Here is a 26519-nt window from a genome sequence, read left to right as displayed (position 1 = left end):
AGGGGGCATTTTAATTGGATACCTTTAAGAACTTTATAAAACACAATACAGTTGATGAAAGGATTATCTTAAAGTATAAAGATAAACTTCCTGGAGAACTGATAGAAGTATGGAATAAATATGGTTTTGGAACATTATTAAACGGTTTTTTAAAAGTAATTAATCCAGATGAGTATTTGGATATTTTAGAAAGGTGTTATATAAGGTACGAGCAAGCAATTCCTATTTTCACCACCTCAATGGGTGATATTATAGTGTGGGAAAAAGATAAATATGTTAACTTGCTGAACTTTAGGAAAGGATTCGTTCACGTTGTTTCATCGGGCTTTGATTTCTTTCTTGATGATTTAAAGGATAATGATTTTATGAATGATGAATTAATGTGGGCACCATATCCTGAAGCTTGCAGTAAATATGGTAGACCTGATTATGACGAATGTTTCGGATACACTCCCTTACTAGGTCTAGGTGGATCTGAAAAAGTGGAAAATCTAAAAAAGGTAAAAATAAGAGAACATATTCTTATTATTACAGAATTTATGGGGCCGGTTGAATAGAGTTAATTTCAAGATAAGCACTTGTATGCATTTAAGGTATCAAGTGCTTTTTTGTATGTAATATAATTAATTGAGCGCAATAAATAATACCTGCTTGAATAGAGACCTCATGCCGGCTATACCATCAGGGAGTACAATGAAAGGCCCCCATTTTATGAGAGGGCCTTTTTAATTCAAAGATGCTTCAAGTTTCGCCTTAGTTTTAGAATCGTAAAATGTTATTATGGGTACCTACTTACTCAATAAACATTTTTAATGTCAATAAAATACTCAGCAGCATTCTTGAACAGCCTAAGGTACTCTTTTCAAATTCACAAAACTAAAAAAGAAAGTCTACTCTACTATTATTTTAAACTCACCTTCTAATTCCTCTTGAGCCTCTTGTAAAACTTCTAATACATCATCAGCGTATGAACCTAAAAACTTTTTACTCAACTCAAAATTTCTCCAAACTAAAGTTTGCGGCAATTCTATCCACCCTGTAAGGCAATCCCATAAAGCGTCTAAATTTTTCCCATAGTAGTCTGGGAAGTCTAATTTATATTTTAATGCATCATGTAATCCTTCTTTATTTTCAAAGTCTTTCCCATCTACAATTATTTTTCCCATCGAAAACTATGTCCTCCATTATTTTATTCTAACTAATGTTTTAGAATAATCTGTCGTTTTATTTATTTCATCATTCGAATAAAGTATTCTCCCATACCTACAAGCCTGTTTTCCTTAAAAAACTTTTCTTAATTATTATTTTAGTTTGTTAAGGGAATTTTAAGGAAATTGATAGCAAAAATATGGTATCGTTATTTCTGTTACTTTAGACCCTTACAAATTAGGGTTTGCAGTAATAGAAATAAAATAGAATTGAGGTAATAAGTATGAAAAAAAGCAGTATTATTCTAATTTTAATGCTGGTAACCATTTGCTCTGGTATAATACCAATGCACATAAAGGCAGAAGAGCAAATCGATTATAACGCAATTTATAATCAAGCAATTAAAGAGGGAGTTATTAATCAACAGGAGTTAAGTTATGATGACTGGTTAAAGGAAAATAAAGAATTTAAAAAAGTATACGATGCCGGTATCGAGCAGAATGTTTTAGAGCCTTCGCTAAGCTATGCAGAATGGATTAAATTAAATAATTATGGTCAAGAACCTAAAGACGAAAATATCGATTTTACATCTTATACGTTAAGTGAACAATCTAACTCAAGCCCTGCTGTATCGCTACTATCAACAAAGAAAACAAGCGTTAAAGTTTCCCAACTATCTAGTTTTAAGGTTAAACCCGGAGATATATTCATAACAAATTCGACTTCTGCTGCTGGTATCTTAGGCCACTCTGCTATTGCTAATGGCTCCAATCACATTCTAGATATGCCTGGTTATGGAAACAAAAACGATAATAATAGACAACTAACTGTCTCACAATGGGTGTCTAAATATAATAAGGGTTGGATAAAGGTTTACAGATTAAAAAATAGTAGTTTAGCAGCTAAAGTAGCGAAATATGCTGATAGACATTATTGGTCTACTAAAGGAGCTGCTACAAAGAATATACATATTGCTTATAAATTAACGCCACATCTTTATAGTGTGTCACCTAGTTATTGTTCTAAGTTGGTTTATGATGCTTATTGGTATGGTTCTGGTTCAGCTAGTGTTTTGGTTAAACGTTCAGGGTATGTTATGCCTTATAATTTAATCAATAATGACTTCACATCAAAGTATAGACCATCTTTAGTACATAGATATTAAATTGGAGGAGCATAATATGAAAAAAATAGCTCTTGTTCTTTTAGCTCTAATCATTATTATCGGAGGCATCACCCTAATTGTTCATTTTAACAATCGAAAAGTAGCTGAAGATAAGATCGACCAGTATATTGCTGATTATGGTATTCCCAAAAAAGAGATTAACTCAGAGGATTACCCTATGTTTAATTCTTTGAGCGCACCTAAAGGATTCTTTAAAACTGTTTATGTAAAGAACGAAACTGACAAAAACAACTATTACATTTTTCACTACGATCCTTCTAACAAAAAAGTTACGTTTTCAGGTGTTGTGGATGGAAATGAAGTATCAATCAATGATAAATTAGTTAAAAAACTGAAGTATCAACCTTCTGATAAGGTATTGAACCAAAAATAAAAAAAGCCCTCGCTTGAGGGCTTTTTTTATTTCAATAATGCTTCAAGTTTCATTCGAGTCTTAGGTCCATAAATCCCATCAGCAGAAAGCCCATGCATCAACTGAAATCGTTTAACCGCGTTCGCCGTTTTCGGACCATAAAAGCCGTCTATGCCGTTATTTTCCGCTCCTTTATCCGGGTAGAAATAAAGAGCCGCTAGAGCTTTCTGAATCTGCGTGACAGACACGCCTCTCATCATTGGGTTCTTCACTTTAAAAATACCGGAAGGCAGCGCATATGACGTTTTTTTGCTGCTTAATTTTGTTGTTTTCTTTTTAGCTGTACTTGTTTTACTTGTGCTTGTTTTCCCACCTAGCGCTTTCAATTCTTTTTCAATGGCAGCCTTAACCTCGTCCCATCTTCCCTCTGACAAAATACGGTGCGGGCAATACTTACCGTTCCAGTCTTGGTGCTTATGGACACGATCAACACCCCATCCGCGTTCTTTCAGTAGCTGCGCCACAAACTTAATAGCGAGTTTTTCCGCTGCCTTATATCGTGCCCCTCCTGACTTGCTATAACAAATTTCGACACCAATCGACTTACGATTCCCTGTACCGTTTGTTCCATCTCCTGTGTGCCAAGCGTTACGATTCGTTGGAATCCCTTGAATGACTTGTTTATCGTCTACTGCAAAGTGAAAACTCGTTGAGCTAGAGTTATTCTTCATGTAAGAAATCTCATTGGCTGCTGAAGCATCATTCGCAGTGTTGTGAATAGTGATGTATTCAGCTTTCATTGGATTAGGACATTTCAATCCATATTTTGATTTAGAAACTAGATTTTTAACAACTTTGATTGGCATATATCCTCTCTCCTTCTGTCTACATAATAAAAAAGCCACTGGCTTAGCCAGCAGCTTTGTCTGCGTTATCCTTACTCTGTTCTTTTTCGTTCTCAATTGTTTGTAATCGATCTGTTATTGTTGAAGGGATTTTAACACCGATCTGTGCTAAGTTTTCAGTTATTGACAAGCCTTCATTAGCGATATAAAAAAGAACGGTACCAAAGGTTAGGACGCCGTTTAAATTGAGGACTGTATCAATAACATTTGCTAAAATGACCGCAAAGAAATTAAGTAGTTTGCGGACATATCCAAACCATGCGCTCCGGCTTCGCAGCTTTTTGAATTTCCATGCCTTAATTACTCCTGTTAAAACGTCAATTATGCTAAGAACTAGAAGTAAATCAAGGTACTTCACCCCTCCAAATAAATATACTCTTGCTAAATCTAATGTTTCAAAATTGATAAACAAACTTGTCTCCTCCATTTCTAATCACCTCCTCCGAGGCAAATAAAAAAGGACAGCCGGATCTTATGAGACGGCCGTCCCTCTAACTGAAAAGTTTCCATTTGTTAAAGATGTAAGCTCCATAACAATTTCTTTAAAACCAGTAATGTCAAAAGACCAGGCTTCAGATTTTCCTTTTGTGCTAGTGGCAAACGTTCCATCATCCACTTTCTGCCCTCTAAGGGCTCTTTTTGTTCCCGATAAGGATTTACCCCAGAACTTCAATTCACTTGTCTCACCCGTCCCATAAACCTCAATGAGTAACGTTTTGAATGATCCAACGGTGAATGGGTTACCCTCACCTATGGTTTCTGTTTTATCGTGAAAGACAATATCCATTGTTTTTGATTGAGTGTCTAATGAGCTAAAGTTCAGGCCTTCAGTCTGAACTTTTAAACGACCATCATTAGTTAACCCGCTTTTATCTAACTGGACTGAGAACGGAGCAACTGCTGTAATAGGAACAGTATGGTTAATGTTTATATCCTCTTCACCTGCGCCCAATGACTGGTAAAGTAAGAATTCAGATTGCTGCAGGTTACCATTTGCGTATCTGAAACGGAAATAACGTTTAGTTAAGTGAACCCATTCAGTCTCGCCAAGCGCATTTGCTTTAACGACCAATGAAGAGACTGTGGTCCATGAATTCATATCGTTACTTTCTTCAATGAATAAGGTACCTTCACGATCAGAATAAGCATGACCTTTTACTTTTGAAATTAAAACCTGACCTAATCGATCTTGCCCATATTGCGTGTATACTTCAGTGGCTTTTAAAACTGCGTTCGTCAGCAGCTCCGCATTACCTGAAATAGCCGCGACGGGTACTATAAAATCCCGGTTCCCTTCCCTGTAAGGTTTAGCCGCTCCAGGCTTACCGGTTGCATCTGTTGGAAATTGAAAACTATATGATGCCATTAAAAATCCTCCTTGCTATTGTAGATCATTAGTGGTGAGCATGGGTTTACAACGGAACCACCCCCTTTAAGGCAAAATAAAAAAGCCCTAAATGGCTTCCCCTGTGAGCTCTTTATACTGTTCAGCTGTAATGAGTTTTTTCTCTATTCCTTCCTGTAAATCTTCGGGCGAGCAATCTTTGAGATGAATTGCCTGTTTCACCATTTCAGACGAAGCCCAGTTATAATGCAAAGCCAGCACCCAATAATTCATGAATCTCTCCCTCCTTGTAGAGTAAGTAACTGCAACTTTATTTTTGAGAGCTCGCTTCCCAAAGTTTGATTTAATTCTTCAAGCTGTTTACGAGCTAGCTTTTCCTGAGATAACTCTTTCGCGAGTAGCTCAATCTGATTGGGAGGTTCATAAGACAGTTTTTTCTGTGACTCCTCCCACCAGGCCTCTAATTCTTCCTGAGTCGGTAACGGCGCCCTGATATTCCATTTCTCAATGTATGAGCCATTCCCGTCATTCCGTAATTCAAAATCTTTTCTCGGTACTGCGTTAGGGTACTTGTACATAATCGCATCATACAAAATCATAGAAGCACCTCCTAAAATCTCGGGTAATTTCTGCCGCCGATTTCTGTGATATCAAAGTAGTTATACCACCCTGAGTTATCAGAAATATATCGTGAAGTATTACCGTCATAACCCACATAAAGGTACATCTCTATATAGTCCCCCTTCTCAGCTGGAACATTGGCTGCTCCATATACTCCTACATTGAAATCTGTGGTATCAGACGGGCTAGCAGGACTATTTCTATAATGTGCTATGTTCTTATAAATCGTTCCGTTTAAGTAAATCTCTAATTCATAGTTGGCATATCTCTGAACGTTTTCAATATATACACCGGCATTGACTAGAAACATTCCGCTGTTTGGACAGATAAACCGGCAATTATTAATGTCAAAGGCATTATGACTGTCCTTTATCTTTCGATTAAAACGAATTTTTTGCTTTTCTCCTTTGATAAGAAGTTGCTTGCCTGTTGTTCCAATATTGGCATGAGCGAACCCCGATATCTTTTGCCAAGATGTCCAGCCTGAACCACTCCACCAGTGTCTAATCCAAACTCCTGTACTGTCGTAGTAAGTCCCAGACTCATTTCCTGTTCCATAAAAATATTGCGTAAATCGGTAATTATTATATTTTTCATTTTTGACAATGCCATAACCCAAGGGGTAGCCTGTAGTATTTCCCTGACCAATGTCCATTAATGTCAGTCCTAACGGATATTCTTCCCCTCCTGTTCTTGCATCTTGAATAGCATTGTCTCCAGTAATTAACGTCAGATTGTTATTTTTGTAGTTGGTATCCACGTAATGTTTTGCATACAATAAAGCCTTATCCGCTTTTTCCTGGGCTCCGGCAGTTGTTTCTTTCGCATTCCAATTCTCCCGCTCTACTGGTGTTATGTGCCGTTGTAAATCATTATGATGCTCTTCAAATTCTTTTTTCGAAGCTTGCTGTACATTATCAACGTTCCCTAGCCCGATTTGCGCCTTTGTTGTATTGTGAGGGTTGTTCATATCATTTTTATGTACTGCTAAATCTTTATGCGCGTCTTGAATGCCTTTCTCCCAACGGTTTACATCATCTTCATTAATCGGATCGTCCGGAAGCCAATCTGTTTTTGCATCATAAGCCATTGTCACACCACCTCAAAAGTAATCCTAAAATCTAGCGTTCTATTATTACTGACGTCTAAATTTGTTGTTCTTTCCGTAATTACGTTGTTTTGTTCATCAAGTATCTGAACACTCTTAATATGTTTGATGTCTTCCTCTCGTTGAGTAAGTACCGTGACAACGGCACCCTGAATGGTGAGTTCCACAATTTTTGTTTCATTTCCATTCAGCAGCACTTTCGATATTCTATTTTTCAAATCTGCAGCTGTACGCTCTCTATAAAGCTGTGTAATCATACAAGGACCACCTCGTTATTATTGAGCGTGACGGAATAACCTACCTTTAGCTCACTTGCTTTTCGATACCTTCTGTTATTCAAAATGACAGTATCTTTTATCTTGAGTGGCTCATTTAAAGCAGCTCGCAAGGTATATGCCAAATGAGCTGGCTTCAAATTCTCCAATGTTTCTATGAGCTCGCTCATATGCTGCATATCATCTATATCAATATCAACATTGAAACGATACTCTCTAGGAAGTAGCCGAACCTGAGCTGACGGATTTTTCAGGAACCGGTTCAATGCCTGTTCAATGGCCTTATATGTTGCGGGCGGTATATTGGACATTTTAGAGATTAGACGCAATCGGCGGATCTCATCGGTGTCACCTGATTCCCGCGGTACGTTCAAAATCTTTTCCCATCGTTCAAGCCCCCAGGTTGCCGTAGTAACAAACAGCTGATCTGTCAGATCAAAGATGCTGTGATTTTGCTTCTCAAATTCCGGAGCTTCCGCTTTAAGAAGTTCAGCCATTTCCTTTAACTTGGTAAGGAACGGCGGCAGGTAAGCAGTCATTTCATCGAGTTTGCTCAATGATGTTCACCTGCCCCAATTTAGGGATTTCGACGTCACTCAGAACCAAATTTTCGGCCACGCCGTTGATTTTAATATTTGCGTAATCACTTACTGAAGGTGAATTGTAGACAATATTATTAATCTGCGATAAACGGATGACGTTATCTTCAAAGGCAATCTTTTTAAAAAGATTTAAAACACCTGATTCGATTTCTTGCTTTACCTGATCGATAGAGCTATTGACCTCGGGAAGTACCTCGGCTGAAATCTCAACCTCTTTCCATACCGCACTCTCCACTGTGACAAAGGCACCTATTGGCGCTTGTCCCTCACCTTGTCCGGGTTCAGGATCTATATAGTTTTTCACCTTTGATATTAAAATATCGGAAGCAGGTTCCAAGTTAGCATTGGTCACGACAATTTTGACTGTACCGTCCCCGTTCCAAAGCGGAAAGACCTTTACCTTCCCTACTCCGTCTACTTCTTCAGCCCATTGTTTATAGTGAGCTTTATTGGCACTGACAGCTTCCCGACGCACGCGGGTAAAATATCTAGCTCTTAAACTGTCATCATCCTCCTCTTCTCGACCAGGGATTAGAATCTCTTTCACGATCGCTTTTTGGAGTCCTGGTATGGTGTCTAATGACAATAGATTCTGGCCGGAAATATTTGCGTTCCCCGCTTCCCCCGCTGTTTCACATTCCAACGTCCCGTCAGCTGTGTATTGGAAATACAGGTTATCTACAAAAAAGCGGGAACCCACTGGAATGGTTACTCCTTCAGTAAACTCCGCTGCCCGGACTGCTTTCGTGGCAGCCGTTCGCTCGATGCCGGCTTCAGTAGCCCGACGATCTAAAAATTCTCCTTGTGCTGTGTCCGAGAAGACAAGTTCCAGCACAGTATCGAGCCAAATATAAGACTTGGCCAATTCTGCGGCTGCAGGAGCTAACGCGTTATAAATCACGCTTCCTTCCCTTGTATCAATGTCCGCTGAAATGCTGTTTAACATACGGTCCATAATCACTTCAAAGGTTTGATCTTCAAACATCTTCGCCAAGCACCTCCTTGATCTCCAATGTTCCTTCGTCAGTCTCGACTGTAAAGGAGACACGGAACGATTCGCCTTGTTTTTCTATTTCAAAATCTGTAACAGCAGAAATCCGATCGTCATAGATCAGTGCTTCCTCTATCAGCCGCGGGATCTCCATTTTCTTATATGCGTCTGTTGTTTCGTTATCTGCCAACACTTCTTGAAGCTCATTTCCAATGTCATGACTGTAAACAGAATATGCATATCGCTCAGTATGAAGAGATAAATATACAAACTGCCTGATTGCTTCAAGGCCAGTAATCTTTTCATTTGTGATACGGCCATTTTCAAAATCTATTTTGTAGGTTTGCGAGGTCTCTATGACTTCGCTGTCATCTTCTATATCCTCAAACTCAATTTCCGGAGACAAAGCCATTCCAAACACCTCCTATATTTTGTCGAGAATAAAAAATGATTGCCCGCCTTTTAAGGAGACAATCATCACACGCTCACCTGTATTTAATGCTTCTTCTTCACCGGCCCGCAGCCGCTTTGGAACAATAATCAAATCAGCAGGTATTATTAATTTGTCATTTTCATTAAGCCTTATTTCAACAGGGGAAACGGAAACCACTTCAGCCGGTAGAATATCCACTGGCGACTCAGAATCAACTGCACGGACAGCCAAATGTTTGATTGCTTCACTTAATCTCATGAGGAAACACCATCAGGGATAGAATTTTTCTCAACCACATCAATGGTCATCGTGTGTGTCGATCCTTTAAATTCGTGTTTGTCTGTATCGATCCAGTATGTTTTCTTAACCTCGACTTCCGGAATTGAGATATAGACGGGCAAGCCGCTCTGAAGATCCGGAATGCCAATCGCTTGAATACTCTTGAGTTCTTTTTTAACACCTTTTTTCTGTGCCTGTTTGACTTTCGCACGCTCCTGAAGCTGCGCCTGGTTAATGTTATCAGAAACCGTTTCGACATACTGAAGCACACCATATTTACTGATGCCTGAGCTGTCACTTGCAGTGGCTGTGTATGTTTTATTGTCTTTCTGCCGGCGGAGCTTTACTTTTGTGGCCGTGTCATTAATTGAAGTGCTGTATTGATAGCCGGTGATGTTCACACCCGTCTCCAACACCCATACTTCAGACGGATCTGGCCAAGCGCGAAGGCCAAGCTTCCCCTTCGCCGAATATAATTGATAATTCCTTCCGGTTTGGCTTTTCGTTTGTTTCAAGGCTTTCAGAATCATGTCATAAAGGCTCGTATCATCTTTAAACACTAATGATTTAATGGTGTAACCCGTATTTGCAATAGATGTCGTTGGGATTTGAAAATCTCTTGCCAGGCGCTTAATAATCTCGTCTGCACGCTTATTGGAGAACACATAAACATCTTTGTTCTTAACCAGATATTGCAGCATGTCATAAGCCGTAAAGGTCAGCCCATGTTCTTCCGGATTGCGAGAAAACACAATACCTCGAAACAGCTCTTTCCCTTTCCACTTAAACAGAACCGTATCCCCTTCTGATACGCTGTAATATGAATGGGTTCCTTGTTTCGTTATGATCTTTGCTGTGATCGATCGGGGTGCCTGATACCGTTGTCCCTCAAGAGAAACATTTTCAGTTACCAGCTCAAGCCATTCCGTTTCTTTAATGACGTAAAGTTCTATCATGTCATCACCTGCTTACTGCGGTATCTTTAATTTTTGACCAGGAAAGATCCAGTGCCCTGGCTGCCTGATATTCCGTTTGCTTCGTTTGATCATAGCCTTTTTATTTACGTTCCAGATCTTGCGCCATTTTGTGCTGTCTCCATAAAATTTGCCGGCAAGGTCCCACAGTGTATCGCCTTTCTTAACGGTGTACGTTTTAGGAGAAGCCTTCGACGGACGTTTCTTCTTCGTCTTTTTCTTCTGCTTGATCTTCCGCGGCGAAGCAGTTTTGTATTCCTTCAGCTTTATTTCATAATCACGATCACCTATATCTTTTTGGCCCTCGCTATAAGAAAAAACCTCGATACTGCAAGTTAAATTAATTTTCGTTCCAGTAATTAAGAATTGAACCGGCTTTTTAGATTTCACCCATTTCTCGATCTTTGCAATAGCATTTTCAGGAGAAGGAAATCCCTTATACTCAGCAAGCGGACTGTGTTTCTTTGGAAAAAAAGAAGAGAACGAAATCTCTTTCGCTCCCGGTTTATCTATAAAAGTGATCTCTCCAAAACTGGCCACTTTTACTGATTCATTTTGAATTGTGTTGGATATATCAATTTGTTCAGGGAGGACAGGAAGCCGCAGCTTGTCCTTCCCTTGTGAAATCCAGAATTCATATATGGATTTAGTCAAAAGCAACGACTCCCTTCGTTCCAATGTTGATATCCTGTTCAAGCTCATCGACAAGGGCCTGCTTAATCTTAGCTACAAGACTGTTCATGTCTTGATCATTGTGAAAATGCTGATCGCCATTAAACTGAATAATAACCTCTTTACCTCCTGATGCTATAACAGTTGTTTGCTGACTACCTGTTGTAGCTGCTGTTACTTGACCGGAAGATAGTTCAGTTTGACCTTTTTGAGATGGGTCGGTGACTTCCATTCCGAGTGCCTTAGCTGCTTGGGCTAATAAATAACGTCCACGGATGCCTCGCTCCTCTGGAATGATCCATTCCCGTTTGTTTCCTTCACCGACACGTGCAATCTGCTCTTTGGTAATAAGTCCACCGTTAGCGTAGCCAACATATGGGCCTCCGTGTCTCATGCTTCTAATGCCTGGTACATTATTAATTGATCCATATCTGCTTTTGATATAGCCAATCGCAGCAGCAGCGTTGTGAATCGGGTTAAGAATGTTATTCATGCCCGGCAATTTGTGTGCGTTGAAGGTACTTGGGATTGTCTGCATGAGCCCCTGAGATGGATGTCCTGCTTTCGCATTACTATCCCATAAGTTGATTGCCTTCGGATTACCGCCTGACTCATGCTGAGCAATTGTCATTAGCCCTGGGAGCCAGCTCATCGGTGTCTTTGTAGCCATGATAGCAGCCATGAGCCATTGCTTTACATTCCCGCTTACTGCGCCCATTCCGGAATAAGCAGCAGCTAGTGAGCCTGCTTGTTTTTCAGCAAACTTTTTCACATCAACAGAATCCAGACCTTTTACAATACCAATAGAGGCAAAACGACCGAGACTCATCATGACACGTGAAGGTGAATGAATATCAAGCTCTTCACGAAATGCCTTCTCAACTTTTTTCGCCAGCTCCTTGGCAGCTTCATGGACTTCACTTGCCTTAGAAGTCATGCCTGAAACAAAATTACCAATCATACCGCTTCCCCATCCGTTTGATGATTCTTTAGAACGGATAAACGGCTTGTTAATATGAGTGCTGACGTATTGATCAGTACCAGTTTGTGAACTATTTTGGCCAGAAGCAAACCCTTTGACCGTTCCACTTCCCCATGAAGAGGATTTATTTACGGTGTTCTGGAATGGTGTTTTAACCTTCGTCTGTAAGAAGCCATCTGTACCGGTTGAAGTGCTGTTCTGACCTTTAGCATAACCATTGACCACTTGCTTTCCGTAATTCGGAGAATAAGAGATTAAATTGTTCATTGGCTGGCCAACGTTTTTCTGTTTCCAAGCGTCCATAGAAACAACATTCTCTCCAATTCCTTGATCAAAGCCTTTAGTGAACTGTTGACCAAATGAAGTCGCTTGTTCATCAAAACTGGATGTGTCAATTATAGGAGATACAGAAGCAGTCACCGCCGCTCTACGGATTAGCGGGGAAGTTGCTGGTTCACCTCCTGCAGATGAAGCAGACGCTATATCATCAACTACACTCATCCCTAATTTCGAAGCAGCTTGAGAAAGGAGCATTTTGCCGCGACCTTTATTATTCTCAACAGGAATAACAAACTCTTTACCTGCTTCACCAATCCAAGATATTGTTGGCTTCGTAATGTAACCACCAGTAGCATGTTTCTTTGGCTTTTCTTTTCCCGTACCAAATAAATAATTTACGCCACTCTTCACATATCCCCACGCTTTACCAGCAGTTTTTTTCGCACTTGAAGCTACTTTCCCACCGACTTCTTTTACTCCGCCCAAAATACTGCTTCCCAATTCCTTTACACTTTGCCACTTTTCAGACCACCACTTCTTACTAAAAAGGGTTTCTGAGATGGAACTCTTAACACTTTTCCATATTGATTTAGCATTGTCCCATTTATTTTTGGACCAGCTTTTTACACTTTCCCATTTTCCTGACCACCACTTCTCGCTAAATAAAGTGGATTTCAGTTTTCCTTTAACAGATTGCCAAACAGAAGACGCGCTGTCCCATTTACTTTGAGCCCAACCTTTTACGCCTTCCCACTTTCCTGACCACCACTTCTCACTAAATAAAGTGGATTTTATTTTTCGCTTTACGGACTCCCAAACAGATGATGCACTATTCCATTTGTCTTGTGCCCAGCTTTTAACACCAGACCACTTCTCAGACCACCATTCACTATTAAATAAAGTAGACTTCACCTTTTCTTTTACATGAGACCATGTATCACTTAACCCATTGAGAGAAGTCTTCGCATTACTCTTAATGCCGGACCATTTTTCAGACCACCATTTTTGATCAAATAATGTACTGTCTAGTTTCTTTTTTACTTCTGAACCATCAAACGCTTTACCTAAACTTGAACCACCCATGGTGCCCGCTATACCACCAACTATTCCACCAAAGGCTGTTCCCACTCCAGGAATAACGCTGCCAATAGCTGCTCCTGTAGCAGCTCCAGCAAGACCACCGCCAGCTGATCCAATTTTTTCACCAACATTGTCTTTATTCATCTCAAGTAAATCTGTTGCCGCTAACGCTGTTCCTAATAGAGGGACTCCCTTTGCAAACTTCCCAACACTTTTCAGAGGACTTAAGACTTTCCCGAACTTCGATGTACCGCCTGCAGCTCTACCAGCTGTGTATAGCTCCGATCTCGTAGTGGTTATTGCTGGTCTTGATCCTCTGGTTGGATTAGTACCTACAGTTCTACCGGAACGCCTTCTCTCCAACCGTTCAAATGACACAACAATTGAACTGTCGGAAGGGTTCATTCGGTTTGGATTACCGCGTCGACCTAAAACTCTTTTCCCTCGTCTTCTACGAATGCGATCATTTTTACCTCCATCGCTACAACAGCAACATGTTAAGCTGCCGCTTCGAGGTAAACTCGTTGGACCTGTGGCAGTTTTAGATTCTCTGCCCCTTGTGCTGGCATTACGATTACTGTTTCTGTTCCTCCTTTCACTTCGCGTATTAGCGCCAGCTTCAGGAGTACGTTTTGGAATTAACTTTCGGATCACGCCTGCTGCATCACTCCCGACAGTACCTATGCCTTTTAACAGCGGGCGTAGTATTTTCAAATAACCAATCAACCCAATTAAAGAAGGGATCACAACTTTAATCGCTGTTTTCAAATCATCCCAATGGTTGACGCTCCACTCAATGGCGACGTTTAACTTATCACCTATCTCCTCACCAAGATCGGCAATATCTTTTTTGATCTCTTTAAGTTTTTCCTGACCTTCTTTACTGTTAATGAAGGAGCTGATTTTATCAAAGGCCGGTCCTAATCCAGTTAGCAGAGATGTTCCCATATCCTTAGATATGCTTTCAAAATCTCTCATTGCATCATTAACTGGTGTCATCGGGTTATTATCCCGAAGTTTCGTAAAGCTGCGTTCCAATTCACCGCTTGTTTTGGCACTTGTACCAATACCCTCAGCCATATCTAAAATCGGTTGCTTGAGGTCTTCATATTGTGTTCCAATAAGCTCAGTCGCAATAGCAGCCCGCTTTGTTTTGTCTTTCACTTTAGAAAGTGCTTTTGCCACCCTAAATAAACTTTCCTCTCCGCTTATTGAACCATCTTTGAAGCCCTTGAACATTTTCTTAGTTTCCTTGGCTCCGAACAGCGTTTTAAATGCGTCCACTTGGCTATCAGACATTTCGGTTCGGCGGATGTTAAATTCACGCATACTATCGGCTAGGTTATCGAAGTTTCTGGCGCCACCCTTTGTTCCTTTTATCATGGCGTTTGCAATCTGCCCGCCTGTGAGCTTCAAGTCTTTAAAGGTGGAACTGTATTCATTCATCGTGTCTAATAAATCATCAGCCTGGTCACCGGCATTCCGGTATACATAAGCAATTAAGTCTCCGCTTTGTTTCCCAGACAATTTCAAGTTGTTATACATTGAACTGAAAGCACGATCTACCTCTGCCTGATCAGCATTCATGAGCTGGGCAATCTTACTTGACGACTCAGTCAATTCAGCAAGAGCTTTTTTAGATGCTCCTGTCTGTTGCGATAAGTTTCTCAAAGATACACTGACTTCTTCACGAGAACTGCCCGCTTTATTATTGAAATAGATCTGATCCGTCATTCTTGCAACATCTTTCTTATTAACGTTTGAAGTTGCTGACACATAAGCATCCTGAGACATTGTACTTTTACCAGAACCCATAATTGAACCTGCAGAAAAACCACCTGCAACTGCCAGAGTAATGGTAGCATCCTTCAAGCTGTCTATTTTCGCTTCAATTGCATCAAGAGCCGCTGAAGCTCTATCCTTAATTAAAACAGTTGGCTCTGCATGTTCGCTATCTACATCGGACACTTGACGACGGATCTCATCTAATTGGTTTGAAGCTCGATCACGAACTGAAACAGTTGGCTCAGCGTGCGAGCGATTCAAATCAGACAGACCTCCACGGATTAAGCGAAAACGCGGTGTAGCTAGATCATTTACGGAAACCGTCACCTCATGGCGGCTCTCGGTAAGATCCTCAGCTTGCTGACGTATAGAATGTAAGCCATTTGAAGCTCGATCATCTAAATCCACTTCAATCGATCGAGCCCGACCGGTCAAACGGTTGGCAGATCGGTCAATTCGCCGCATAACTCTTTCAGTCCGGTCTTCAGCGTCAAAAATAAGAGGGCCATTAGCGGCCCTCTTAAGTCTTTCAGCATTGCCTTGTATCATTCGAAGCTTGCGGGAAATCTTATCATGTAATTCAAACGTGGCTGTTAGTTTAGCCATAGTTAATTACCTCCCTTCTTCGCTTCTTCTTCTAACAGCTCAAGCTTATAACTGATAAACCCATATAAGAGCGCCTTGAATTGTCGCGGTGCCTCATATAGTTCTCTTAATTCTGACGGGGCGTATTTGAGCTCATGCATCGCGTAATAAAGATATACAGCCTCTTTGTCCCCGTCCTTTACTAGTTTTTTGCTGTTTCTTCAAGGTCTTCGAGATCATCATCAAAGCCGTTGATTTCAATTGCTTTGTTCAGCCAGTTTGCATACTCACCGCCGACAGAAAGAACACGTTTGGCGACTTCCACTGGATCTTCTGTTTTGTAGGCCTCACGTAGTTCCTTAGCTTTAAAGTTCGGATAAACAGTCGTTTCAACCGCAATACGAGCATAAAAGCGTTGGCTGTCCAACTCCTTTACGCGACCTCGGCCTTTTACATTTTTGTATGTCGTGTTTTCTTTCTCCAACTCATCAATGCGTTCTGTCGTAATAGCTTTGAATACGAACGGAATCACCTTTCCTTGCTTATCTACAAACCGCTTTGAGATAGGCACTTCAACCTCTTCAGCTTCGATTGTTTTTCCTGGCATAAAGAATGAAAGATCATATGTTTTTTCGTTTTGTTTTTCGCTCATGTTTATTAGCTCCTTTTCAAAAATGGAAATAAAAAAGGCATATTTTCTATAAAAAATATGCCTTTCCAATTATTTCAGTTATAATACTAGATAAGCTGCCTTATGCAGCATGTAAGTCCCTCCATACAATCATTGCTTAATTTATATTCGTTAAAAGGGAGGTGAATTCATATGTCTGCCTATGAAACATTTATGGTCATTATAAACTTTGCCAATTTACTTGGCAGTGTTGTGACTGTGGTTTTGGCTTTTTTGACCTTTATTTTCACATTTAAAAAGAAAGACACCCCTGCGGCTAGCAATGAGTGTCCAAAACAAACGGATGCTTAAATAGCAAATCCTAAAAGATAGAGTGTTGCAGCACTCTATCTTTTTTTATTTTATGCATTTCTCAAGAAAGAAATACACGTTAACAAGTTGTATTGTTGCAATTTAGTGCTACCTATAAACTTACGCGATTAATTGCAATACTTTTGCTTGGCACCATTATAACATGAATATATATTGATTATATAATTATTTGTATCTTTTATTTGTTACTTTTTTTATCTATGAGTTCAAAACGACCTGATCATAGAAGCCTTAACCCTTTTTCTTTTATTAAAAACCCTCTGATTATGAAAGTGTTATGGTACAATATGGTTTAGTATAAATGAATATTGGCTTTCAACATCTCAAGGGCGGTCTGGCACACTCCCTCATGAAAGGGGGTGATGCACGTGTCAACATTTCAAGCATTAATGCTTATGCTTGCTTTCGGGTCATTTATAATTGCCCTGTTGACTTATATAAAGAAGAAATAGACCCACCCCTTGAGCTCGGCAAAGTTAAAGGGTAAAGTCTATCCTAAATACTTTCATGAAGTTGTTAAGCCAGCCCTCTTGATGGGCCAACATTTATACTGACCCGGCGGCAACCGGGTCTCTTTTATTTTATGCATTTCTTTGGAAAGAAATACACGGAAAACTAAAAGAAATGAAATGCATTACATAGGTATTCGTGAAATACCTATAGTATTGATAATACTATTTTAACCACTTTACCACAACGTTATCAAGTGGTTATGTATTAGATTCTACTAGTTTTCCCTAGATTATACGAGTTTCCTCTAAAATTTTTCAAGAAGAATTGAAATGCATTACAGTTGATTCTTAAAAAGTTTCCTTAAGCTTTTCAGGAACATCAAAGTCTTCGAAAGTAAATGGTACTTCTTCCTCTAATGCTTCAGAGTCCACATCAAGTCCGGCGATTTTCGCTGAGTCAAAGTTTACATCATATAAAGTGACACGTTCAGTACCTCGACCGGAAGATGCGTCATCCAGTACAGCTTGCAACGTGAAATAAGGATCGCTTCCCTTTTTCACATAATCCATCATAATAAGAACAAATTGAGAAGTCACTTTATAAAAAGTGGCTGTTCCCGTTCCATTTGCTCCAGTCGTTTTGTGCCCCGTCATCCGACGGCCCATGATATTGACCTCGGATTTATTTTTCTCCACATTGGCCTCAAAAGTTTTGATATGGGCCATTTCTTCTCCATCAAGAAACAGCCTGCCCTCTTTACCTGAAATGGTGTTTTGCGCTTTTAATGCCATTCCTATTTCACCTCAACATTAAAGTAGAATTTTTCAGCTGCATCGACGGGTTGAACAGCGAGATCAATCAGGAAGCCGTCACGATCGTTATTCAGAGCAATTGTAATGTCATTCTCTGAATCAAAATCAGTAATGCCCCCGTTATCTTGAAGAACACTCAAGTATTGAGTAATCAGCGTTTTTACAAACTGCAGTCCGTCATTTGTAGCAGGAACGTCACTGCCGCTTGCTTTACGAGACTTGATCAATGCTTTCAATTGAGATGTCAGGTCATTATTGATTGCATCCAACACACGGACAATTTTGTTCTTTTGGAACATCTTATTTTTCTCTGCTGTTAAGCTTGTGAGTGAGTTAATGTCCTTCTCAACCGAAACTGATTTATCACGTGAATCATAAGTGAATAGGAATTCCCCGTTTGCCAATCGTTCAACGATTTCATCGTTGTCAATTCGGTTAAGGACATCTACTGCCCCCTCGTATTCTACAAATGTAAGTGATTGATTAAATGTAGCCCCCGCACTTGCGCCGGCAACCCAAGCCGTAGCTTTTTCAGGAGTGATCTCCGTTCCATCCTCAAGCAGGACACCACCTGTTACATTGATAATACCCTCATGGTCTCCCTTGTAATTTGAAAGAACACCTTGAACCTTTTGCCCTTGGTTATCTCTCAGCCGTTTGATAAACGCAACAAACGTTGCTTTTAATTGCTCGTTATCCTCTACAGGTAAAGCGATTGTGTCAAAGTATTCCGTTTCAGCTGCTTCCAAGAAAGCTGTATAATCGGCATTTGTCGGTGTTTTGTCTGTCCCGCCTGACAAGCGGATTCCGGAAGATGCCGAAAGAGCCCCGCTAACGTCTTCAGGGGCCGTACCGGTTAACGGAATAGTGACTGTTAAATCCCCTTTCCCCGTAAACGTGACATAGTTATTTTGTTTAAGCTCTTCAGCTTTAGACACTGTTTGTTTATCCACTTCTGACTGATCAAGGTAGGTAGTGACATCAACTTTCGAAGAGTCAATAACGTTCTCCGTAATACTAATAATGATGTCATTACCTTTAGTGCCGCCATAAAGAGCAGTAGCCTTTACACCTTCACTAATGTCTGCTGAAGCACGAAGACCTTCCGTCAGACGATAAAGTAAGACTGTACTTGCCTTTTTCATCGCCTCACGTAAAAGCAACAACGAAGGATCATCAATGTTCAACCCCACTTTTTTATTCAAGTCCTCGATTGAAGAAATAGAAATGAATTTCTTAACCTCACCCCAGCTGGACGCTACCGGCAGCGCAACTGTTCCACGTTCTCCGGCAGAAACACGATTCTCCGCGGTCGTTTTGAAGTTAAAGTAAATACCGGCTCGCTCTTTTTCTTTGCCAGGTGTGAAAGTTCCGCCGTTCATCTATTTGACCTCCTTTTGAAGAAACTGAGTAATCAACTTCTTCGCTTCCGATTTTGTAATACTCGTTTTATGAACATGAAAAAGAGCACCCTCAAACACCTCGGGTTTTACCCCAAAGAGCTCTCGACTGTGCTCTCGCAAATCCTTAATATAAAAAGCATTTTCTGCTTTCTCTTTTTTAGTGGCCATCATTTCACCCCACTTTTAAATTTAAAACCATCCATTGAACGCTGTTCTTCCCGCTCATACCAATAGCGGCTTGTCCAGTTTAAGACAATGGTCGCGTAATCATCTGATACCCGCGTTTCTATTCGAGATAGGCGAATAAAATCCCCCGTATCCTCGCCAGATTCTTGTATAAGCGGAATCATGCCCCTTTTGCTTCTAAGTGTATCTGCAATCCTTTCTGCTTCGTTATGAGCCTTCTGTGCATTTTCGTGAAAGAGTTTTACGTTTAAAATATAGGCTTTCTGAAACGTGGATACGGTGTCTACCCCATCGACCGTGGAAGCCGGTGGAAAGTAAAGAGACGGAACAGCAAAGTCCTGCGGTATTTCTTCTTCATACACTTGAACAGGATACAGTTTGTATAGAAAGCCCATAATTGAACCTACTTCTTGATTCATGGCAGCACCGCCTTAAAATTCTTCATCGATCCATTGTTGCAGCTTCCGCTCAAGGCTTCTCTCAAACATCAACTGAAAAATAGCCATGGTGTTATCCCAAAAACCAGAACCGTCGATCCACTGGAACCTTAGCATCATTCCGGAATTTCTTTCAGCAGGGTCATACTCAAAACGGTCGCCTTTCCACCGCCCTGGAACCCACCGTCTATCCTGATTTTTAGACGGATCGATAGTAAAGTGACCATCATTGACGTATGAGGCGTATTCCAGATTTGTTCCAACATCCAACTTTAAGCTGCCTTTTGTCATTGAAAAGATATTATCCTGGTCACCTTTCTGAAAGGAATTAAGCAAGCGGCGTGTGTCTACCGTCTTCGTCCTGATAATTTCATCTTGGATAATGTCTAGGAACTCAAAACCCATAGCTTCAAGCCACTTCTCGTACTTCCCCTTCAATCCTCCACGAGAAGCACGGTTTAATGATTGAATGAACTGATCAAGACCTTTTATCTTCACAGATATTCAACCTCTCGTACTGCCGTAACTTCCCAATGATGATTCCTGATTTTGCGGGGCTTCTGTAATTTATAAGCAGTACCACCCCAAACCGCCCTGTCATTTACTCGAATATCAGCAGTAGCAGGGAAATGCACAAAGAATGATTGATAAATAGCTACATTCGGTTCTTGTTGGATAATGGACTGACTCTTTTCTGTAAAATAACACGGCTGATTTTCTATGTCCGGCTCATCAGGGTACGAAAAAACCGGTTGAACATCTTCAACCGGCACCCCGAATTTTTGCTTTCTATTTTCTTTTTTCTCCTGCAGATGGTAAATGTCACATCTGTGAGTCAATAAGGATTGATAACTCATATTGATCTCATCCGCACTTTCGCTTCAATCCCTTCTATATCAGGGTCAGCCGGTTTCACATAATCTTTTATTAATGCATACACATCAGGTTTTTGAAGAGAACTGCCATCCCCTAGAGTATAAGAATAGTCACCAATTTTTTCAGTTGTATATCCTTTAATAATTGACTCGTCGCCATTTATAAGAGCATAAAACTGAGACAACTTTAATAGGGCCAGTCGAACCGTTTCAGGCAACGGAATATACTCTGCATCTGAAAAATCATGTCCAACTTTAAGAATGATATCGGCAGTTGCCTCTAGTATATCCTGTTTTAACAACTCGTCAGGTCTGGTCTTTACAGATTCAAAAACTGAATAACTCTTTAATTCATCGGGAGTGATTAACAGCATAGGTCACTCCCCTTTATTATCTATTTGGTTAAGGATGTAGGCAATTCTTTCATCTGCGTTTTTGAAGTCAGACGGATTGCCACCAAGATTAGAAATAATGGATTCATGCTCTGCTTTATTCATACCTTTCAATTCCGATTCAGTATAATTTATCGGATCATCCTTTTGATTATTAACGTTTTTAACTAGCATAAAATATGGATTTTCATTTAAATACTCATAGAGTTTTTTTGATACTGTTTGACTGACACCTGCTCGAAAGGTTATTCCCATGACATTGTATGTTTTGCCTTTAATAAGCTTTGCAGTGTACACACCAAACCACCTACTCCTTCACTTTCACAATCTTGGCTACTGCGTCTTCTTCTTCAAAAACACTATCCAATTTCGCTGTCAAAACAATAATAAACATACGGCGACGGATGTCCTTATCTACTTCAATCCGAATGTTACGAGAGAATCCGAGAATGATATTCTTCGGATGAGTTAGGATGATATCAGAAACATCGGTTGCAGTATCTCCCTCTCCAATCGTATAAGGTTGTAAATTTGCAATACCTTTGATCGGAACACCAAAAGCAGATGAAAGGCCACCTTGAACAGCTGCATCCCCTAAATTTGTTTGACGATCAGCTACGCGATCTTTCCATTCGACCTCAATACCAGGCGATGTATAGAAACGGAACTCCTGTGGAATTCGCAAATATTTTGGAGGTACAGCTTTGTATCCTCGCTTGAACGTTTGGCGTGTCAGTTCCTCACCTGCAGCATCAACAATGTGAGATGTAGCTTGTTTTCTGATGCCATCTAATTGTGCAAGATATGAGTCGGACGAAGATGTATCTCCATTTACAAGCAATTCTTCAATATCAACCGCAGCACGCTCAGCTATCATTTTCATGATTGTATTTTGAAGGCCATCTTTTTCGATGTTGTTTTCAAGTGTGTCATAGGTAATGTTAACTTCAGCAATTACTTCTTTTGTGCTTAAGTTAACTGTGCTAGTTGATGGAACTGATTTTTGATCTTTAGTTAACGCAACTCCCTCTTGGGCTGCCCTTAAAATTCGCTGACCAAAACCGATCTTCTCGATTTTCTGTGTGTCATGATCCATTTGAATAACTCGCGCATCTCTTAAAATAGTTGGCGTATCTTGTACCATTCGAATAAAAGTTGAAGCTTGAGTAGGATTCATAATCCCGCCGCTCTCTAAAGTAGAAAGCGTCATTTCTGCTTTATTTATAACCTCTTGATTTCTCATCCGTATCCTCCTTATACATTAAAACAACCCTGACCAGATTGATTTTTGAACTTGTTCGGAACCTGATTCTTCAGTTTGCTTAGATGTTCCGCGACTTTTTTCGATTGCTTCAATACGATCAGCGAGCGGTTGAACAGCATCAGTAATAGCTTTTTTCAACTTCTCAGCTTCTTTTTCAGCCGCTTCTTCTGTTTTTTCTTTATCTTTCTTTTTAGGATCTTCTTCTTTTTCTAGATCTGCCAGCCGCTTCTCAATCGGCTCTAAAGCGGCTTGAATTGATTTCGTTACTTCCTCAGAAGTCATTTCTTTTTCCTCCTCTTCTGTCTCAACCTGACTCAGCAAGTTACCGAGAGCAGTATGAGCATTTTTAATTTCTTGTAGGTTTGAAGCGGAAAACTTTCTGCCCGCCTTTGTAACTGGCTCTTCATATACTTGCTGTTGTTTTCCCATAAAAAAGTTTTTGAGCAAATTAAAAAGCCCTTTCTCATCTGTTTTCACTTGAGGAACGGGCTTTTCTTCTTGCTTTTCAATTGTCTCGGCGGTACCAGCCATTGAATAACCGGTGATTTCACCTTTTTTGATTTGCTCCCATACTTCCTCAGAAGCCTTTGTGACAAGGACCCATGATCCCTTTTTAATGGTTTCCCCATTCATTTCAAAGTCTGCCGGTGCGACATAGGACTCAACCACCTCACCAACACCGCCCTGAAAATTATGTTGCTTGTCAATTTCTCGGGCATCTTTCAGGAATCCATGGGCAGCCTTTTCAATTTCTGCAGCTGTCATGAAATCCCCATGGGCGTCCACTGTATCTGGTTCATATACGATTCCATAAACAAGTTTTTGCTCATCTGCTTCTTTTGCAATGACCTTGACTTCCTTTTGAAAGTCCGGTTGTTTTTCTGACTTCATAAAAAAGAACTGCTTTTGATTAGCAGCCTTGTCCACGTAGGAAACATGCGTGATTTTTGCGTTTACCAATTCTCTTGGCATGTCTTCACCCCCTTCCAAGCCAAAATTCTTTCGCAATTTGTAATTGTTTTTTTGCTATAAGACATTTTTTAAGAAACTCATTTGCTTGGTATTTTTTCAGTTTCACTACTTTAAATTCATTATATATTTCATTCAAAGTATTAAGTGCTTTGGCCAAATCATCCGTTATAGCTCTCTTAACCCATAATGTCATAATAATATCGACGTCATCTTCAAGATTTTGTTCACCAATTGAATTTGCAAAGTCCCTCAATTCAGATGAAACCAAAAACCATGAATAAAGTATTGCCTCTTTAGGGGTTTTTGTATTTTTTTTAATTTCTTTCAGTTCATTAAGTGTCAATAGCGGCATTTTTTCATCATCATTTTGATCAGCCTCGGTTTGTTCATCTCCGTGCTCCTCATCAGTTTTATCGCTCTTAGATTGTATTTTTTCTTGTAGATTTTTATCGTAGTGATTGAGTCCCTCGTCAGCTTCCTTTATAAGCTTATCAAAGGCGATTTCAACATTCCCCACTTTTAAACTGAAGAGTCTATTCTCGATTATTTTTTTCAAACTTCCCCTGATAGCAAACACGATTATTACTGTGGCTAAAGGCCAAGACGTTAGTATTGTTTTAACGATATCCATATTATTCTCCAATCTATTTTCATATGGAGATTATACTATTTTATTCCATGTTTGCTAAGGCTTCTCTTCGAATCTCTTCTTTTTCCTCAGCTGACAATCCTAAAATCTCTTTATCTACAACAGGAGATAAAACACAATGGCAATGAACACGCTCACCTACTGATAGTTTAGGATCCCTCGGAAACATACAAGTCTCGCTGCTACCTGGTATCTGAAACTCTTCTTCTACTCCAATGACTGTGCCGTCAAGATCAATGTGATTTTCACGAGGATTGTTCTTCTTCCCTCCGCTGTGCCGCCATTTCTTTTTCTTTACTGCCGGCGATTGTGCATATGATTCATGCTGAGCAGCTGAGGAAGCGGCAAGCACTTCAGTGATGGCCGTTGTACGAGCTCGCTCCCTATCAAATTGCGGCATGTCTTTGAGGGTCAACTCAATGTCCTGAATCGATGAACCGTTCTCGATGGCATCTGTCAGAGTGTTCTCCACAGCTTCATGAGTGTTTAACTTCATGATCCCAGCCAACTTCTTTGACCAATCCTTAATCCAATTAATCGTACGATTGGATAAGACTTTAAAAGGCACTTCTGGATCTATAGAGTCCATGATTGCTTCGGCCAGTTCTTTAATGGTCTGCCGCAAGAACCCTTCGGTCAGTTCCTGAAATTCTTCCTCGAAATCATCCTCCGCAAATAGGTTCTGAGTAAAAAACACCAAAAGGGCCTCTAACCTCTCATTCGAATCTTTGCTTACAAAACCATTCAGACCATCTAAAAACTTCTTACGCTGGCGTCTGAGCAATTTGGCTATTCCTTTTTCATATTCTTCAACAAAGTTGGGTATCTTAGAAAGGCCGGGGAAATCAGGTACACTCTCCATTAGATTCTTCCTCTCATCTTCCTCGGCTTTTTGAATAAATACGTTTAAATTTTCCAACAGCTTATCTGTTTTGTTCATCTCTTCAGATCCTCCAGAACATCCCGCATATCTTTTAATAACCCAATCATATCAGGAATACCGGCCTTAGATTTAAACAGCGTAGCTAAAGGATCAGAAGCGGGCTCATTGCTATTCTTACCAAGCGGCCTATTGTATTCTTCCTCTGGCCATTCTTCAAGCGTCTTACCGAGTACCCGTCCAGCCAAATCACGTAAATCATTCGGAGAAACTGCACCTGCAGTTATAAACGGTGTTAAAACCTTAGCGATCTCAAGTGGGTCTCTAAAGTCAGGCCCTTTCAACATAAGACGAACCTTATGAATCTCAAGATCATTTAGAAATAAAGCGTTCAGTTTACCTGTAATTAACTTTCGTTCAGGCTGAAAGACTTGTTCCTCAGTAATCTTTCTTGCTGTATCTGCAGTTGCTCTGTTGTAATCTTGAGCTTCACCTGTATAAAGTGGAGGCAAACGAAAAGCCGATCTAATTTTGTCTCTGCTCTTTTGGTCATATTCAAGAAACAAGGCATCCTCTTGAAGGATTTCAGCAAGTGATTTAATATCAACTTTCACTGGAGCAATCTCTTCATCACCATGAATGTTTTTCCCCTTCGCTATGCCTTCCGCTTCAAGCAAAAGAAACTTATGAGCATTCTCCACCCCTTCAAGCCCATTCATGTAATCCTGCAATTGTGTGTATGAGTCCTCCGACAACATTCCGTTTTCAATTGTAATGGCAGCGGGAATATGTCTACCTTGTTTGAAGTACATGAAGTTTAGCTCTTCTGCTTTACGAGCCCCGTACAAATTAACAATATGACCGATCCATCGGGGCTTTCCATAAGTACCGCTTCCTATCTTGAAATGAACCACTTCATTTGCTCGTTTTTCGAATGGAGTTTGTGCATCATATTGGCCTGTCTCTAAATTTAAGACTCGTGGGTCGCCGTATTCCTTAAAGTAAACCATACGCCCGTCAATCATCTGAACATACTTACGAAATCGTTTCTCTCTTTTGATTGATTTCATTTGTCCTTGTTCGAAGTACGTAAAATCAACTTCGATTGGTTCAGACAGTTTGCAAACCCGAACATTTTGAACATCCATATATTCAATACCAGCTGGCTTATTTTCACCGTTTCGAATGACCTCAATAAAGCCATTTCCCGTCTTTTCTCGGTCTTCAATAACAAATCCGAGTAAAGTCTCAGCTGACTCATCAAAGTGAAGATATTTAACGAACTCTTCAAGCTTTGTCCATTCACTTTCAGCTTCTATTTTTTCTTCATTTGTCACATCTGGCGAATTCACATCAAACGAATACTCAAAATCAAATCCAAAGCCCACAATATTTGTCCTGTAGGCATCAACACATTGCTGTAAGATTGTTGAATACTCAGCAATCATTTTTAATTCCTTTAGGTTATACGGAGGAGGCAAAATATTGCTGTCATAGCTGTCAGCAAATTCATCTTCATAAATTTGTTTAGTTGATTCAGTAGGTGGAGAGGCTTTGATCACTCGTACTTTAACAGATTGTTTTGACATG

The 26519-nt window shown here is 40.1% G+C and carries 35 protein-coding genes; 5 read left to right on the top strand and 30 right to left on the bottom strand.

All coding sequences use genetic code 11. The annotated features are described in order from the left end of the window. Window positions 1-14 precede the first annotated feature (14 nt). Entirely contained in the window at window positions 15-557 is a 543-nt protein-coding gene (locus NZD81_RS02835) for a T6SS immunity protein Tdi1 domain-containing protein (RefSeq protein WP_289859404.1), read from the top strand. Window positions 558-890: 333 nt separating this feature from the next. On the opposite strand, the gene NZD81_RS02830 is transcribed toward NZD81_RS02835, so the two are convergent. Further along, window positions 891-1166 (bottom strand): barstar family protein, encoded by a 276-nt coding sequence (locus NZD81_RS02830; protein WP_289859402.1) that lies wholly within the window; start codon window positions 1164-1166, stop codon window positions 891-893. A gap of 266 nt (window positions 1167-1432) precedes the next feature. Between NZD81_RS02830 and NZD81_RS02825 the strand changes: the two genes are divergently transcribed. Then, on the top strand, window positions 1433-2314 hold the full coding sequence (locus NZD81_RS02825) for a hypothetical protein (RefSeq protein WP_032725167.1): 882 nt from the start codon (window positions 1433-1435) through the stop codon (window positions 2312-2314). A gap of 16 nt (window positions 2315-2330) precedes the next feature. After that, complete coding sequence (locus NZD81_RS02820; RefSeq protein WP_289859399.1) at window positions 2331-2708, top strand: DUF3139 domain-containing protein; 378 nt, start codon at window positions 2331-2333, stop codon at window positions 2706-2708. 26 nt (window positions 2709-2734) lie between these two features. Here the strand turns inward: NZD81_RS02820 and NZD81_RS02815 are convergent, their stop codons facing one another. The 16 genes from NZD81_RS02815 to NZD81_RS02740 form a co-directional block, all read right to left on the bottom strand. Continuing rightward, the gene (locus tag NZD81_RS02815) at window positions 2735-3553 is read right to left on the bottom strand and encodes a peptidoglycan recognition protein family protein (protein ID WP_289859397.1); all 819 of its coding nucleotides are present in this window, start codon (window positions 3551-3553) and stop codon (window positions 2735-2737) included. 43 nt (window positions 3554-3596) lie between these two features. Continuing rightward, the gene (locus NZD81_RS02810; RefSeq protein ID WP_032725170.1) at window positions 3597-4019 is read right to left on the bottom strand and encodes a phage holin family protein; all 423 of its coding nucleotides are present in this window, start codon (window positions 4017-4019) and stop codon (window positions 3597-3599) included. A 45-nt stretch (window positions 4020-4064) separates the two neighbouring features. Further along, entirely contained in the window at window positions 4065-4958 is an 894-nt protein-coding gene (gene xepA / locus NZD81_RS02805; protein WP_289859391.1) for a phage-like element PBSX protein XepA, read from the bottom strand. A gap of 87 nt (window positions 4959-5045) precedes the next feature. Further along, entirely contained in the window at window positions 5046-5210 is a 165-nt protein-coding gene (locus tag NZD81_RS02800; RefSeq protein ID WP_289859389.1) for an XkdX family protein, read from the bottom strand. Then, window positions 5207-5536: an XkdW family protein gene (locus NZD81_RS02795; RefSeq protein WP_289859387.1), complete on the bottom strand. Its 330-nt coding sequence runs from the start codon at window positions 5534-5536 to the stop codon at window positions 5207-5209. Before NZD81_RS02795 ends, NZD81_RS02800 begins: the two co-directional genes overlap by 4 nt. 11 nt (window positions 5537-5547) lie before the next feature. Further along, window positions 5548-6648: a hypothetical protein gene (locus NZD81_RS02790; protein ID WP_289859385.1), complete on the bottom strand. Its 1101-nt coding sequence runs from the start codon at window positions 6646-6648 to the stop codon at window positions 5548-5550. A 2-nt stretch (window positions 6649-6650) separates the two neighbouring features. After that, window positions 6651-6923 carry a hypothetical protein gene (locus NZD81_RS02785; RefSeq protein WP_095252398.1) on the bottom strand — a complete coding sequence of 91 codons (273 nt, stop codon included), beginning with the start codon at window positions 6921-6923 and terminating at the stop codon, window positions 6651-6653. After that, the gene (locus tag NZD81_RS02780) at window positions 6920-7498 is read right to left on the bottom strand and encodes a YmfQ family protein (protein WP_289859378.1); all 579 of its coding nucleotides are present in this window, start codon (window positions 7496-7498) and stop codon (window positions 6920-6922) included. Before NZD81_RS02780 ends, NZD81_RS02785 begins: the two co-directional genes overlap by 4 nt. After that, complete coding sequence (locus tag NZD81_RS02775) at window positions 7482-8528, bottom strand: baseplate J/gp47 family protein (RefSeq protein WP_289859376.1); 1047 nt, start codon at window positions 8526-8528, stop codon at window positions 7482-7484. The genes NZD81_RS02780 and NZD81_RS02775 overlap by 17 nt, the downstream gene beginning before the upstream one ends. Beyond that, window positions 8521-8946: a DUF2634 domain-containing protein gene (locus tag NZD81_RS02770; RefSeq protein ID WP_289859375.1), complete on the bottom strand. Its 426-nt coding sequence runs from the start codon at window positions 8944-8946 to the stop codon at window positions 8521-8523. Before NZD81_RS02770 ends, NZD81_RS02775 begins: the two co-directional genes overlap by 8 nt. Before the next feature lie 12 nt (window positions 8947-8958). Next, the gene (locus tag NZD81_RS02765; RefSeq protein ID WP_019715084.1) at window positions 8959-9225 is read right to left on the bottom strand and encodes a DUF2577 family protein; all 267 of its coding nucleotides are present in this window, start codon (window positions 9223-9225) and stop codon (window positions 8959-8961) included. Then, complete coding sequence (locus NZD81_RS02760) at window positions 9222-10202, bottom strand: XkdQ/YqbQ family protein (RefSeq protein WP_289859373.1); 981 nt, start codon at window positions 10200-10202, stop codon at window positions 9222-9224. The genes NZD81_RS02765 and NZD81_RS02760 overlap by 4 nt, the downstream gene beginning before the upstream one ends. A 12-nt stretch (window positions 10203-10214) precedes the next feature. Beyond that, window positions 10215-10874 carry a LysM peptidoglycan-binding domain-containing protein gene (locus NZD81_RS02755; protein ID WP_289859372.1) on the bottom strand — a complete coding sequence of 220 codons (660 nt, stop codon included), beginning with the start codon at window positions 10872-10874 and terminating at the stop codon, window positions 10215-10217. Continuing rightward, on the bottom strand, window positions 10867-15624 hold the full coding sequence (locus tag NZD81_RS02750) for a phage tail tape measure protein (protein WP_289859370.1): 4758 nt from the start codon (window positions 15622-15624) through the stop codon (window positions 10867-10869). Before NZD81_RS02750 ends, NZD81_RS02755 begins: the two co-directional genes overlap by 8 nt. A gap of 2 nt (window positions 15625-15626) precedes the next feature. Further along, the gene (locus NZD81_RS02745; RefSeq protein WP_289859369.1) at window positions 15627-15764 is read right to left on the bottom strand and encodes a hypothetical protein; all 138 of its coding nucleotides are present in this window, start codon (window positions 15762-15764) and stop codon (window positions 15627-15629) included. A gap of 41 nt (window positions 15765-15805) precedes the next feature. After that, complete coding sequence (locus tag NZD81_RS02740; protein WP_268472373.1) at window positions 15806-16255, bottom strand: phage tail assembly chaperone; 450 nt, start codon at window positions 16253-16255, stop codon at window positions 15806-15808. Between the two features lie 171 nt (window positions 16256-16426). Here NZD81_RS02740 and NZD81_RS02735 point away from each other — a divergent pair, with 171 nt between their 5' ends. Both NZD81_RS02735 and bsrH read left to right on the top strand, forming a co-directional pair. Beyond that, window positions 16427-16585 carry a hypothetical protein gene (locus tag NZD81_RS02735; protein ID WP_268284202.1) on the top strand — a complete coding sequence of 53 codons (159 nt, stop codon included), beginning with the start codon at window positions 16427-16429 and terminating at the stop codon, window positions 16583-16585. A gap of 383 nt (window positions 16586-16968) precedes the next feature. After that, on the top strand, window positions 16969-17058 hold the full coding sequence (bsrH, locus tag NZD81_RS02730) for a type I toxin-antitoxin system toxin BsrH (protein ID WP_075058862.1): 90 nt from the start codon (window positions 16969-16971) through the stop codon (window positions 17056-17058). Window positions 17059-17406: 348 nt separating this feature from the next. On the opposite strand, the gene NZD81_RS02725 is transcribed toward bsrH, so the two are convergent. From NZD81_RS02725 to NZD81_RS02665, 13 genes are read right to left on the bottom strand one after another with little or no spacing between them, the layout of a single operon-like run. Next, on the bottom strand, window positions 17407-17850 hold the full coding sequence (locus tag NZD81_RS02725) for a phage tail tube protein (protein ID WP_015714312.1): 444 nt from the start codon (window positions 17848-17850) through the stop codon (window positions 17407-17409). Between the two features lie 2 nt (window positions 17851-17852). After that, the gene (locus NZD81_RS02720; RefSeq protein ID WP_289859364.1) at window positions 17853-19253 is read right to left on the bottom strand and encodes a phage tail sheath family protein; all 1401 of its coding nucleotides are present in this window, start codon (window positions 19251-19253) and stop codon (window positions 17853-17855) included. Beyond that, window positions 19254-19445: a YqzN/YkzM domain-containing protein gene (locus tag NZD81_RS02715; RefSeq protein WP_268417595.1), complete on the bottom strand. Its 192-nt coding sequence runs from the start codon at window positions 19443-19445 to the stop codon at window positions 19254-19256. Further along, window positions 19442-19879, bottom strand: coding sequence for a phage tail terminator family protein (locus NZD81_RS02710; protein ID WP_289859361.1), 438 nt, complete (start codon window positions 19877-19879; stop codon window positions 19442-19444). Before NZD81_RS02710 ends, NZD81_RS02715 begins: the two co-directional genes overlap by 4 nt. Window positions 19880-19891: 12 nt before the next feature. Beyond that, window positions 19892-20395 carry an HK97 gp10 family phage protein gene (locus NZD81_RS02705; protein WP_289859359.1) on the bottom strand — a complete coding sequence of 168 codons (504 nt, stop codon included), beginning with the start codon at window positions 20393-20395 and terminating at the stop codon, window positions 19892-19894. After that, entirely contained in the window at window positions 20392-20754 is a 363-nt protein-coding gene (locus NZD81_RS02700) for a YqbH/XkdH family protein (RefSeq protein WP_289859357.1), read from the bottom strand. Before NZD81_RS02700 ends, NZD81_RS02705 begins: the two co-directional genes overlap by 4 nt. Continuing rightward, on the bottom strand, window positions 20751-21146 hold the full coding sequence (gene yqbG / locus NZD81_RS02695) for a protein YqbG (RefSeq protein ID WP_289859355.1): 396 nt from the start codon (window positions 21144-21146) through the stop codon (window positions 20751-20753). The genes NZD81_RS02700 and yqbG overlap by 4 nt, the downstream gene beginning before the upstream one ends. A gap of 3 nt (window positions 21147-21149) precedes the next feature. After that, window positions 21150-21461: a YqbF domain-containing protein gene (locus tag NZD81_RS02690; protein WP_289859353.1), complete on the bottom strand. Its 312-nt coding sequence runs from the start codon at window positions 21459-21461 to the stop codon at window positions 21150-21152. Window positions 21462-21471: 10 nt separating this feature from the next. Continuing rightward, complete coding sequence (locus tag NZD81_RS02685) at window positions 21472-22407, bottom strand: phage major capsid protein (protein WP_289859352.1); 936 nt, start codon at window positions 22405-22407, stop codon at window positions 21472-21474. An 18-nt stretch (window positions 22408-22425) separates the two neighbouring features. Continuing rightward, entirely contained in the window at window positions 22426-23400 is a 975-nt protein-coding gene (locus NZD81_RS02680; RefSeq protein ID WP_289859350.1) for an XkdF-like putative serine protease domain-containing protein, read from the bottom strand. 4 nt (window positions 23401-23404) lie between these two features. Next, window positions 23405-24031, bottom strand: coding sequence for a hypothetical protein (locus NZD81_RS02675; RefSeq protein ID WP_289859349.1), 627 nt, complete (start codon window positions 24029-24031; stop codon window positions 23405-23407). A 40-nt stretch (window positions 24032-24071) separates the two neighbouring features. Then, complete coding sequence (locus tag NZD81_RS02670; RefSeq protein WP_289859348.1) at window positions 24072-24989, bottom strand: phage head morphogenesis protein; 918 nt, start codon at window positions 24987-24989, stop codon at window positions 24072-24074. Beyond that, the gene (locus NZD81_RS02665) at window positions 24986-26518 is read right to left on the bottom strand and encodes a phage portal protein (protein WP_289859347.1); all 1533 of its coding nucleotides are present in this window, start codon (window positions 26516-26518) and stop codon (window positions 24986-24988) included. Before NZD81_RS02665 ends, NZD81_RS02670 begins: the two co-directional genes overlap by 4 nt. Window position 26519: the final 1 nt, after the last annotated feature.

This window comes from Bacillus sp. B.PNR1 (genome assembly GCF_030386235.1).
GTDB classification, from domain to species: domain Bacteria; phylum Bacillota; class Bacilli; order Bacillales; family Bacillaceae; genus Bacillus; species Bacillus stercoris.
This window is presented reverse-complemented; position numbering and strand designations above follow the sequence as displayed.